General features: G+C 44.4%; 8 protein-coding genes. All 8 read left to right on the plus strand.

The features are described 5' to 3' along the window. The first annotated feature begins 256 nt into the window (after window positions 1-256). The gene (locus QUA70_RS26740; protein ID WP_333350863.1) at window positions 257-3,763 is read left to right on the plus strand and encodes a PAS domain S-box protein; all 3,507 of its coding nucleotides are present in this window, start codon (window positions 257-259) and stop codon (window positions 3,761-3,763) included. A 219-nt stretch (window positions 3,764-3,982) separates the two neighbouring features. Further along, window positions 3,983-5,254: an FAD-dependent hydroxylase gene (locus QUA70_RS26745; RefSeq protein ID WP_333350861.1), complete on the plus strand. Its 1,272-nt coding sequence runs from the start codon at window positions 3,983-3,985 to the stop codon at window positions 5,252-5,254. Between the two features lie 158 nt (window positions 5,255-5,412). Continuing rightward, on the plus strand, window positions 5,413-5,772 hold the full coding sequence (locus tag QUA70_RS28690; RefSeq protein ID WP_445251680.1) for a DUF6972 family protein: 360 nt from the start codon (window positions 5,413-5,415) through the stop codon (window positions 5,770-5,772). After that, window positions 5,735-6,013 carry a hypothetical protein gene (locus tag QUA70_RS26750; RefSeq protein WP_333350859.1) on the plus strand — a complete coding sequence of 93 codons (279 nt, stop codon included), beginning with the start codon at window positions 5,735-5,737 and terminating at the stop codon, window positions 6,011-6,013. The genes QUA70_RS28690 and QUA70_RS26750 overlap by 38 nt, the downstream gene beginning before the upstream one ends. Window positions 6,014-6,321: 308 nt before the next feature. Further along, on the plus strand, window positions 6,322-6,996 hold the full coding sequence (locus tag QUA70_RS26755; protein WP_333350857.1) for a DNA-binding response regulator: 675 nt from the start codon (window positions 6,322-6,324) through the stop codon (window positions 6,994-6,996). A gap of 80 nt (window positions 6,997-7,076) precedes the next feature. Further along, on the plus strand, window positions 7,077-9,359 hold the full coding sequence (locus tag QUA70_RS26760; protein ID WP_333350856.1) for a tetratricopeptide repeat protein: 2,283 nt from the start codon (window positions 7,077-7,079) through the stop codon (window positions 9,357-9,359). Window positions 9,360-9,368: 9 nt separating this feature from the next. Next, window positions 9,369-11,894, plus strand: a complete 2,526-nt coding sequence (locus QUA70_RS26765; RefSeq protein WP_333350854.1) for a CHAT domain-containing protein — start codon at window positions 9,369-9,371, stop codon at window positions 11,892-11,894. After that, a complete protein-coding gene (locus QUA70_RS26770) occupies window positions 11,891-12,136 on the plus strand; it encodes a hypothetical protein (RefSeq protein ID WP_333350852.1) in 246 nt (81 codons plus the stop codon). Before QUA70_RS26765 ends, QUA70_RS26770 begins: the two co-directional genes overlap by 4 nt. Window positions 12,137-12,196 lie beyond the last annotated feature (60 nt).

Genomic DNA, 12,196 nt, shown 5'->3' on the forward strand with positions numbered 1-12,196 from the left:
TCTTACACGTTGTCAACGCCGAACGCGAGTCAAAGTCTTTTGAGGTAAGGGTTTTAGGCTTATTCAGCAAGCCCTACATAAGAGCCTTCAACCTTCATTTGACTATCTCTCTAAAGTTAGATAAAATAATTCATATTTTATGATTAGCAGGTTAGAGAAAATCTTAAGCAGCTTTGTATAGTAGGCAACAATATTACTAGAGTGTTTATTGTTACGTTAGATACGTAGAAACCCAATAATTAGAGGGATCGAGAAATTGGAAGTTTTTGAACGAACACAACAACGGCAAACGCCCTCCACCCGAATGGCTGCTGTCGAGTCTTTTTCCAAAAAAGCGAGTATTGCAGTAATGGCGATCGGCTGTACAGTCCTTTTGGGTTGGATATTCGATCTGCAAATGTTAAAAAGCATTCTGCCCGGACTCGTTACCATGAAAGCCAATAGTGCGGTCTGCTTTATTTTGGGCGGATTTTCTCTATTCATCCAACAGATCCGGCGCGCCAAATTTACAGCAAGAAAGCCTCAAAGAAATCATAAATATTTAATTTTGGGATGTTCATTTTTAATTATATTAATTAGCCTATTAACCTTAGTTCAATATAGCTTTAATTTAGACTTAGGCATCGACCAACTGCTATTTAAAGAAAGTTACACCTTGACAAGACCCGGAACACCAGGACGCATGGCACCGAATACTGCTGGTGCTTTTTTATTGCTGGGAACAGCGCTGCTGCTGCTGTCAGAACGTCGCCCTAAATACCTGCGGATTCAAATCTTAAGCTGTTCAGCATTTTTAATTGCATTTACGGGTTTGATAGGCTATTTCTACGACAAAGCTTTATTTTACCAAATTGGCAATAATACAGGAATGGCTTTGCACACCTCCGCAGCATTTATGTTGCTGAGCTTCGGCATTTTATTTGCCAGTCCAGAGCGAGGATTGATCGCAGTAATGACGAGCGATCGCGCGGGCGGCATCATGGCGCGGCGCTTGTTACCACGGGCAATTATTATCCCGCCTTTAGTCGGTTATTTCATCATATCGGGAGAGCGGTTACAAGCCTACACACCGGAGGTAGGGATATCGCTGTTAAGCGTATTGAACGTGATTATTTTTACAGTTCTGATTTGGCAGAATGCCAAAACTCTCTGCACCGCAGACCGGAAGCGCTATCGAGCGGAACTGGGACTGAGGAAAGCTAAATTAGACTTAGAAAATCAAGTTGAGAAACGGACTATCCAACTGCAACTCGCCAATGAGCAATTGCAGGAGCAAATTTTTGAATCTCAAACAACAAAGCAGGCGCTTCAAAAAAACTACAACCTGTTGATGGCAGTCATTAACAGTACGCCCGAAGCCCTATTTGTCAAAGATATTCAGGGCCGTTACCTGATGCTCAATGCTGCGGGAGCTAGTATAATTGGCAAGTCTGTAGACGACATTATCGGCCGAGATGACAGCGAGTTATTTCCGCCGGAAATTGCGGGGAATATTAGGAAAACAGATCGCCCAATTATGACAGCCGGCGAAACGCAAGCGATCGAAGAAGAACTACCAGTGAAAGGCAATTTGCGGACATTTATTTCTACAAAAAGCGCTTATCGGGACGGGCTAGGAAATATCATCGGTATAGTTAGCATCGCGCGGGATATTACTGAGAGAAAACAAGCCGAAATCGCCCACAAAAATCTGGCAGCAATTCTGGAAGCAACGCCGGATTTTGTAGGTATCTGCGACCTCGAAGGACGCGCGGTTTATATCAACAAAGCAGGCAGAAAAATGGTGGGTATAGACGAAAACGAAGATATATCCAACCGACAAGTTCCAGAATTCACGGCAGAGTCAGCCCGCAGCACTTTGAATCAAGCGATCGCCACTGCTGTTTCCGGGGGCGTTTGGAGCGGAGAAACCGCCTTCGTGTCAGCATCAGGACTCGAAATTCCCGTCAGCCAAGTCATCATCTCCCACTCCGCACCGGACGGCAAACTCACATACATTTCGACGATCGCCCGCGACATCAGCGATCGCAAAGAAGCTGAAAAAGCGCTGCAACTGTCGCAAGCTCGTTTCGCCGGCATTTTAGAAATTGCCGACGACGCGATTATTTCCGTGGATGCTGACCAAAAAATTATCCTGTTCAACCAAGGTGCAGAAAGGATTTTCGGGTGGACGGCTGCTGAGGCGATCGGGCAATCCCTGAGCCTGCTGTTGCCCGAAGCTTTTGTCGCCCCTCACAGCCACCTCGTCAGTAATTTCGGCGACAACATTAAACAAGCCCGAAAAATGGGCAGCCGCAAAGAAATTTTCGCCCGCCGCCGAGACGGTACGGAATTTCCCGCCGAAGCTTCTATTTCCAAACTCGAAGTGGCCGGTGAAATCATATTCACAGCAATTTTGCGCGATGTGACAGCCAGCCGAGAAGCCGATGAATTTGTGCGTCTGAGCGAGGAAAGATACCGATCGCTGGCAATGGCCACCGCACAGATGGTTTGGATGACAGACGCTAACGGAATCGCCGAGAAACCTCAGCCTGATTGGATAGCTTATACGGGCTTGAGTTCTGAAGACAAGGACTACTGGATAAAATCAGTGCACCCAGAAGATCGCGATCGCACAATACAAGCTTGGATGCGGGCCATAGAAACAAAAAGTCTCTATGAAATCGAGCACCGCTTGCGGGCTGCAGACGGCAACTACAGATACTTCTGGGTGCGGGGCGTCCCCATTTTGGCCGCCGACGGCAGCATTCGCGAGTGGGTGGGAACTCACACCGATATTAGCGATCGGGTGGAAGTTTTGGAAGCACTCAAGCAGTCCGAGGGACAGTATCGAGTGCAAGCAGCCCAGCTCGAAAAAGCTGTCCAGGAGTTGCACCAAACTCAAACTCAACTAATCCAAACCGAAAAAATCTCTTCTCTGGGGCAGCTAGTCGCCGGCGTCGCCCACGAAATTAACAATCCGATTAACTTCATCTACGGCAACATCACCCACGCCAGCCAATACGCCACAGACTTGCTCGGTTTGCTCCATCTTTACCAAGAAAAATACCCAAATCCCGTCCCGGAAATTGTAGAAGCAGCCGAAGATATTGAAGTCGATTTCTTAATGGAAGACTTTACGAAGATTTTGGAATCAATGAAAGTTGGAGCCGATCGCATCCGCGACTTAGTTGTATCCTTGCGTAACTTTTCCAGACTCGACGAATCGCAGATGAAGCGAGTAGACATTCACGAAGGAATCGAAAGCACTTTGCTAATTTTGCAGCACCGGATCAAAGCTAATGTACTTCGTCCCGCTATTGAGATTATCAAAGAATACGGCAATTTTCCAAAAGTCGAGTGCTATGTAGGTCAGCTCAATCAAGTATTTATGAATCTTTTAGGAAATGCGATCGACGCCCTCGAAGAGTACAACAGCACTCATTCTTCAAAAGAAATATATGCTCGTCACAACAGAATTCGGATTAGCACAAGTGCGAATTCAGACACAGTAACAATTCGGATTGCCGACAACGGTATGGGAATCAATCAAGAAGTTATTAGCAAGTTGTTTGACCCCTTTTTCACTACTAAACCAGTCGGCAAAGGCACAGGCTTGGGGCTGTCAATCAGCTATCAGATTATAGTTGAAAAACACCGAGGCCAATTGCAGTGTATTTCCGCCCCCGGCGAAGGTGCAGAGTTTGTCATAGAAATTCCCATTTGCCAGAAACTATCAGCGCTGCCCGCCGAAAACACAAAGGAAATGGTCAGCAGTCATTAGACAGTTGACAGTTGACAGTTGACAGTTGACAGTTGGCAGTTGGCAGTTGATAGTGGGCAGTTGCTCGTTGATGGTTGTCATTAATCATAAATTTCTCAACGTCTCCCCATCTCCCCGTCTCCCCATCTCCCGTCTCCGTCGCTCGATCGCCCTAAATCGAAATAATTCTTTACAATAAAAAAGTAACAATCCAATTAACTTTGACAAAATCCCTTGAAAATGCCTGTAAACCAACTTTCTCCAACAACAGCCTCCACGGAAACACAGACACTCGACTTTGACATAGCCATCGTCGGAGGCGGCATAGTCGGGGCCACCTTAGCCAGCGCCTTAAAAGATTCTGGATTAAAAATCGCTATAATTGAAACCCAACTCCCCGCCGCCGCCGCAGCCAAAAAACAAGCCTATGCAATCACCCTGCTATCAGGAATGATCTTAGAAGGTATCGGCGTGTGGCAGCAAATCTTGCCACAAATCACCACCTTCGAGCAAATTAGCCTCTGCGACGGCGACTATCCGGGCGTCGTCGAATTCCACCGCCCGGATTTGGGAAATACAGGCAAATTGCCCGTACCAAAAACCGCTTTAGGTTATGTCGGCGAACACCGAGTAATGCTGTCAGCTTTGCAAGAATCTTTGGCAAAAAACCCGAATTTTAGCTGGGTTTGTCCGGCGGAAGTAGTCGAGGTAAAATATTTAACCGATTGCGCGGAAATAGAAGTCAAACAAAACGGCGAAACTCGGACTATTCGCACCAAATTATTAGTCGCCGCCGACGGTTCGCGATCGCGCATCCGCACCGAAGCCAACATCAGCACTCGCGGCTGGAAATACTGGCAATCCTGCGTTGCTATCACTATTAAAGCAGAAAAACCGCACAATGATATCGCTTTTGAGCGCTTTTGGCCGAGCGGCCCGATGGGAGTCTTACCATTACCTGGCAACCGCTGTCAAGTAGTTTGGACAGCACCCCACGCGGAAGCTAAAGCTTTGCAACAAATGGATGAAACAGAGTTTTTGACTTTGTTGGAACAGCGCACGGGCGGGCTTTTAGGGCGTTTGGAATTGGAGAGCGATCGCTTTTTGTTTCCGGTGCAGTTAATGCAGAGCGATCGCTACGTTTTGCCCAGATTAGCACTAATTGGCGACGCGGCCCACTGCTGCCATCCCGTCGGCGGCCAGGGATTAAATATGGGCATTCGAGACGCAGGGGCGATCGCCCAAATCTTGCAGCAAGCGCACCAAAAAGGCGAAGACATCGGCGATTTGCGAGTATTGAAACGGTATCACAACTGGCGCAAAAAAGAGAATTTAATCGTGTTAGGATTTACCGATTTTCTAGACAGATTATTTTCTAATACTTGGCTGCCAATTGTAGCATTTCGCCGCTTTGGATTGTGGTGTTTGCGGACAATTCCCCCAGTGAGGTTTTTAGCCTTGCGCTTGATGACAGGCTTGATGGGGCGGCCGCCGGAATTAGCCCAAAATTAGGTTTGTACACCCACCCACCATCAAAGAAACCGGGTTTTTTTCCAAATCTTTGCACTCTCACCAAGTCTGTCGCAAAAACCCGGTTTCTGGCCACCCGTGGTTCCAAGACTAAACTAAATTCATCGATGAATGGTATATAATTAAGATATAACAGAGCTATGAGTGGAATTGACCGTAAAATTACTCTAGAAACTCGAACCAGTCTCATTGATAAACATCTCCCCGGAACCCAAAAAGCCCAAAGTGAATTTGAAAGCGAAGGAATCGTCCATCTCTTTAATGATAGAGAAACAATGGAAAGAGTGGCCGCAGAAATTAAGCTAAGAGGGGAACGCACAGGAGAGGACGATCTAGAGGACAATTATGATCGCTATGGATTGTACTTTTCAGAACCAATTGGTTATATACTGAAAGCCGACGGGACTCAGATACAACTAAATTACGGTGAAATAAAGATTAAAAAAACTACAGGTAAATACCATGTCATACCTCGCACAAGACCCCGCACAAGCTACTAAAATTAGTCAAGAATCACAAAAAGAGACTGAGTGGGAGTTTGCGGAAATCTGGGCCGATACTCTGATATCTCCGCCTTATATCCTGATGTTAGTCAAGGAAATTTCAGGAAAATTTTGCATTCATAATCCGGCACAAAATTATAAAGTTATTTTTTCTAGTGACAATTACGAAGCGGCTAAAATGTGGCTACTAGAGGATGAATATGAGCGTTTGAATAGTCGGATTTTACGAGAAGTATAAAATAAAGTGGTGTCGCCACATCCGCCAGGGGTTTCAACCCCTGGCTAATAGCGAAAGTCGCTTGAAACCGACTGAAAATCCGAGATAAAAATGAAAAACTCTTTAGTCCTCTTTAAGAGGACTTTTGCTATGAGACAGGGGTTTCAACCCCTAGCGGACTATCGGGCTAACCGAGGTTTCTCGCCACTCGCACCATCAAAGAAACCGGGTTTTTTCCTCAATCTTTGCAATGTTACGAAGTTGGTCGCAAAAACGCGGTACAATGATCGACTCAGCTCGAACCCAGCCCTGACGGCAATAGAAAAACCATGCAGCCCGAACAAGAACAAGAAATTCTCAACCTGCGCGATCGCCAATTAACGCCCAAACAAATTGCCCGAAAGTTAGGATTGAAAGCATCCGAAGTCAGTACCTTTCTCCAATTTCATGCAGAACAAACAGCCCTCGCTAGCGCCGAAAAAGGAGAGTTATTGCCCGTTGCTCAATGTCTTGTGGATGTAAATTTTGCGAAGGTATTGTTGGGCAATGAAACTTCTGAAACGGGCGGCTTGGGTTTAGTGATGGTTACCCGTTCCAAGGGATACAATCGTTTTGTTGCAGCCACTTATTTGATCGACTACTGGTGTTTGGGAGTCAAGGATAGCATTCCGCCACGTAACTGCAACGATAGCCAATATAAAAATCTCGTTGAGAATTCTTACTCGCCGTTTCTGGGATACGAAGAGATTAGTTTAGAACAAGCACAAGCCCTGGTTTGGGGCGCGATCGCTTATGCCAAAACATTAGGCTTTGAACCGCATCGCGATTTCGAGCAGTCGAAGGCTCATTTAGGAGAATCAACCAGTGAAAGTGGCTTGAAATTCGGTCGCAATGGAAAACCTTGTTATATTGAAGGGCCTCACGATAATACAAGGAAAATTATCAATACGCTTAAAAACTCTGTGGGAGAGGGTAATTTCGATTACTTGTTCGGGATGGGGTAGAAATTGATACGGCGGAGCGTCAACCGCCAAACCACCAATCGTGATAAAATAAACATCGGTGTTATTCACAACTCCCCACAATGGAAGAAACCCGCGCCCAAGCTTATCTGCAATTGATTGAGACACTCCTGACTTGCCCCAACGGTGAGGAACCGCAGATTTTACAGGCTAACTTAGAATTGGTAGATTCGGGGTTTCTGCAAGTTTGCGAGGTAGTAGCAGAAAACCTGGCAGAGGAAGGACAGGAAAATTACGCTAGTTTTTTACGGAATTTGGCCAGTCAGCTATGGCAATTCTTGGGGATGAATGATGAGGGGTATAGCGATAACTCTGAAGGTGAAAATTCCCAAGAGTATGCAAACTTTATCCTAGAATTATTGCAAGCAGAAGAAGATAGCAACAGCGATATTAAAGTAATTCGCCCCATGCTGGCTCAGCGGCAACATCTCCTCAATGACCGTTTTGCCGAGAGTTTACAGCAAGAAACCCAGAATTTAATTGCCGAACATCCCGAAGCAATTGAATCTATTCTCGACCTTATTGGAGACTTGAGTAATCATATTAGTGAATTTCCGCGGGGGAAAAGAGCGAATAATCTTGAAATTGCCATTACTGGTTATCAAATACTTTTAAATAATTGGGAACCGGGGAGCGAAAAATACGCTCTAACTCAAAATAACCTAGCCGTTGCCTACAGTAACAGAATCAACGGTTCGCGAGCGGATAATCTGGAGAGGGCGATCGAGTTTTGTCAGGCTGCTTTAACAGTCTATACTTTTGAGGATTTCCCCGAAAAATGGGCAATGACTCAAAATAACCTAGCCATTGCCTACAGTGACAGAATCAGGGGTTCGCGAGCGGATAATCTGGAGAGGGCGATCGAGTTTTTTCAGGCTGCTTTAAGAGTCTATACTTTTGAGGATTTCCCCGAAAAATGGGCAACGACTCAAAACAACCTAGCTAATGCCTACAGTAACATAATCAGGGGTTCGCGAGCGGATAATCTGGAGAAGGCGATCGAGTTTTATCAGGCTGCTTTAACACTCCGTACCCTTGAGGATTTCCCCGAAGATTGGGCAACGACTCAAAACAACCTAGCTACTGCCTACAGTGACAGAATCAGGGGTTCGCGGGCGGATAATCTGGAGAGGGCGATCGAGTTTTATCAGGCTGCTTTAACAGTCCGTACCCTTGAGGATTTCCCCGAAGATTGGGCAACGACTCAAAACAACCTAGCTACTGCCTACAGTAACAGAATCAACGGTTTGCGGGCGGATAATCTGGAGAGGGCGATCGAGTTTTTTCAGGCTGCTTTAACAGTCTCTACCCTTGAGGATTTCCCCGAACAATGGGCAACAACTCAAAATAACCTAGCTCTTGCCTACAGTAACAGAATCAACGGTTCGCGAGCGGAGAATCTGGAGAGGGCGATCGCATCTTTCACTGCTGCATTATCCGTCCTCACCCGCGAAGCTTTTCCCGAAAAATGGGCAACGACGCAAAATAATCTGGCAACAGCCTACACTTACAGAATCAGGGGAGAGAAAGCACAGAATATCGAACTGGCGATCGCATCTTACACTGCTGCATTATCCGTCTACACCCGCGATGCTTTTCCCGAAAATTGGGCCCAGACGCAAAATAATCTGGCAAATGCCTACAGTAACAGAATCAGGGGAGAGAAAGCAGAGAATATCGAAGTTGCGATCGCATCTTACACTGCTGCATTAACCGTCTACACCCGCGATGCCTTTCCCGAATATTGGGCAGGGACGAAAAATAATCTGGCAGCAGCCTACACTTACAGAATCAGGGGAGACAAAGCAGAGAATATCGAACTGGCGATCGCATCTTACACTGCTGTATTATCCGTCTACACCCGCGATGCTTTTCCCGAAAACTGGGCTATGACGCAAAATAATCTGGCAGCAGCCTACTCCCAGAGAATCCGGGGAGAGAAAGCAGAGAATATTGAAAGGGCGATCAATTTTTATGAAGCTGCTTTAACAGTTCGTACTCTTGAGTCATTTCCTTTGGAATGGGCAAGGACACAAGATAACCTAGCTACAGCATACCAATACAGAACTATTGGTGTCCGAGAGGAGAACTTGGAAAAAGCTATTGGTTATTGGGAAGCAGCTAGTCAGGTTATAACTCAAGAGTCATTCCCTCAAGACTGGGCGCGCCTCAAAAACAACTTAGCAAATGCTTATTTATATAGACGAAAAGGCGAAAAATGTAACAATTTAAAACAGGCTATCTCTGCTTATAAAGACGCTTTGTCTTTTTATGAGCGCGAGCAGTATCCTGAAAAATATGCAAGTATTCAGAAAAATTTGGGTGTTGCTTACCTTCAATATTAAGGAGTCAATATGTACAAAAAAAATTATATAGAAGAATCTATTCAAGCCCTTGAAGATGCGAGTAAAATCTATGTTAGGTTAAATTCCTCAATGCAATGGGCGGAATCTCAAAATAATTTGGGTATTGCTTACTCAAATAGAAAACAAAATAGTCTAGAAGATAATTTACAAAAAGCGATTATGGCTTTTGCGGGAGCAACTCAAGTTTATCATTTACTTGGTAATAAACATAAATATTTAGAAGCTAAATTTAATTTAGGAATTGCTTACGAAAAAAGCAATTTATTGCTGGCTGCTTACCAATCTTTTGATGAAACTATAGAGGCAGCAATTTTAAATAGGGATCTCGAATTTTATTATTTTGACAATGGTCAAGTATTACCAGAAATATACGGCCGCAATATACCGACTAAAACTCAAGGATCTCAGAATAGTCAAGATACACAAAGTCGAGAAAATCTTATTCTCAATGTTGTAAATGATGTGGTTGGATTCGTTCAAGGTGAGATATTGTCCGAGCAGGAATACAAGCAAAAATTACATGAAATAAATAATCAACTTTATCAATCAATGGTAAGAGTTTGTATAAAAGTTGAAAAATATGCTGAGGCTCTAGAATATGCAGAGCGAAGTAAAGTTAGGATTTTACGAGAAATGCAAGCCATCAAAGAATTAAATTCTTCGGGTCAAAACTTAGAGACTTTGTCTGAGGAGTTGCAAAGAATAAAAAAACAAATTGAGGAAGAAAGTAAACGGTTAGCTGAATCTCCTGACCCCAATTATGATAAAATTAATCAATTACGTCAAGATTTTATTTCTAAATATCCTTATAAATCTCTAAAAGTTGACCAATTTAAAGAGCTAGCAGCCCCAAAAACAGCAATTATAGAATGGTACATTTTGGGGGATAGTTTTTGTGCTTTCCTCATCGCGAACGATCCCCCCCAGCCCCCCTTAATAAGTGAGGAGCAAGAGAGCTCGGAATCCCCCTTGAAAATGGGAGAGAATCAATTAGAAGTTACACAGTTATCTCACAGCGAACCCGATCTAAATTCAGAACCCCCCTTATTAAGGGGGGCAGGGGGGATCGGATTTTGGCAATCATCACCGCAAGATTTAGAAAAACTAATTGATTGGGGAAATGAATATTTAGACAATTATGACAGTAACCGTCAACAATGGCAAAATAGCCTAGAAACTAAACTAGCAAACCTAGCCCAAATTCTCCACATTAATGAAATAGTTAAAAACATCCCCGAAACCTGCGATCAACTAATCCTGATTCCCCACCGCTACTTGCACCTGTTCCCTCTCCACGCCCTCCCGGTGAGTAGGGAAAATTGGCAGCGCTTTCACCCGAACAACCAAAATTATTGCCCCCTGAATCCCTGTCTCGTTGACTGCTTCGATAATGGAGTTTCCTACGCCCCCAGTTGTCAGCTATTGCACCAAGTCCAAAAAGACAAACGGGGTAAATTCGAGCGATTCTTCGCCATTCAAGACCCCAAAAATAACTTGAAGGCTGCGAAAATGGAAGTACAAAGCATCAAAAATATTTTCGCCACGCCAGAAATTTTTGCTAAACAAGATGCCAAAAAAGGCGAAAAATCAGAGTCAAAATTAGAAATAGCCGAAAAAGTCGCCGACAGCCATCATCTGTTCTTTTCCTGTCACGGTTCCTTCGATCGCAACGATCCGCTACAATCTGGTTTAGAACTAGCCGACGGTACTCTCACCCTAGAAGAAATCATCGGCTATTTCAACCTCAGTCAATGCAGCCTCGTCACCCTTTCCGCCTGCGAAACCGGACGAGTCCAACTCGACAACACCGACGAATACATCAGCCTCACCAGCGGTTTCCTACTAGCTGGTAGTCCCAGTTTATACGTCAGCCTGTGGTCAGTAAGCCCCCTTTCCACAGCAATTTTACTGATCAGAACCTACGAAAACCTCTACGACCAACCCGGTAAATTCGCCCTAGCATTAAGCCAAGCCCAAATCTGGATGCGAGACACCGACATCCAAGGTTTCCTCGACTGGACAAACCAATGTCACCTCCTAGACACTGAGTGGCGAGGAACCTTACAATGCTACTTGGAAAAGGACAAAGCAACTCAAGGAGTCTGTGCTAAAATCTATCAAAACCCGTTTCATTGGGCCGGCTTCTGTGCGGCTGGCAAAGGAGAGCAAAACATGACTAATAGCAGCAACCAAATAGAAATTTTCCACCAATTAATTCAATCAGATTTATCTTTTAACTGGAGATATACCCTAGCTGCTCTCAAAGCTGAATTAACAGACAATGATGACAACAATGTCGAAATTATTGAAAATTGGCTGGAAGATAAGCCAGAAATTAAGTTTGAATACAACGCTAACGTGATGAGATTAGAGGAATTTAAATTACCCAATAAAGGGCAATCACCCACTCAGCCGGGACAGCAAAGTCAAATTTTGAAAAACACCCTAGAAAATATGACGATAGCTCCGGACAAAGCTCCTGAAGCAAATCAAGATACGCGGTCTTCTCCATGAAAAAATTTAGTATCAGTGTTTGTTATTTCCATCTCAATCAGACTTTAGCTGAACCTCCCGATCGAGTTTCACCTACAGCCGAGTTTATTTGGGAAAAACTGATTAAACTAAGTGAGAAAATGCCTTTCAATGAACTCAAAGATTTAAAATCTCAATTAGTTTGCTACGAATTTGATGAAGTATCCAATGATTTCAAACATCAGACAAAAGCCTTAAATTTAATCAACTGTAGTTTAGACTAACCAAAGATGAGAACGGTGGCAAAAGAAGAACTAGAGCCACCGTTAAGGAGAGAATGAGGG

The organism is Microcoleus sp. LAD1_D5 (assembly GCF_036702115.1).
Lineage (GTDB): Bacteria > Cyanobacteriota > Cyanobacteriia > Cyanobacteriales > Microcoleaceae > Microcoleus.

Bases quoted from the DNA above. Each gene is read 5' to 3' on its own strand.
- QUA70_RS26765 (WP_333350854.1), top strand. From the start codon at position 9,369: ATGTACAAAAAAAATTATATAGAAGAATCTATTCAAGCCCTTGAAGAT.
- QUA70_RS28690 (WP_445251680.1), top strand. From the start codon at position 5,413: ATGAGTGGAATTGACCGTAAAATTACTCTAGAAACTCGAACCAGTCTC.
- QUA70_RS26745 (WP_333350861.1), top strand. From the start codon at position 3,983: ATGCCTGTAAACCAACTTTCTCCAACAACAGCCTCCACGGAAACACAG.
- QUA70_RS26760 (WP_333350856.1), top strand. From the start codon at position 7,077: ATGGAAGAAACCCGCGCCCAAGCTTATCTGCAATTGATTGAGACACTC.
- QUA70_RS26750 (WP_333350859.1), top strand. From the start codon at position 5,735: ATGTCATACCTCGCACAAGACCCCGCACAAGCTACTAAAATTAGTCAA.
- QUA70_RS26770 (WP_333350852.1), top strand. From the start codon at position 11,891: ATGAAAAAATTTAGTATCAGTGTTTGTTATTTCCATCTCAATCAGACT.
- QUA70_RS26755 (WP_333350857.1), top strand. From the start codon at position 6,322: ATGCAGCCCGAACAAGAACAAGAAATTCTCAACCTGCGCGATCGCCAA.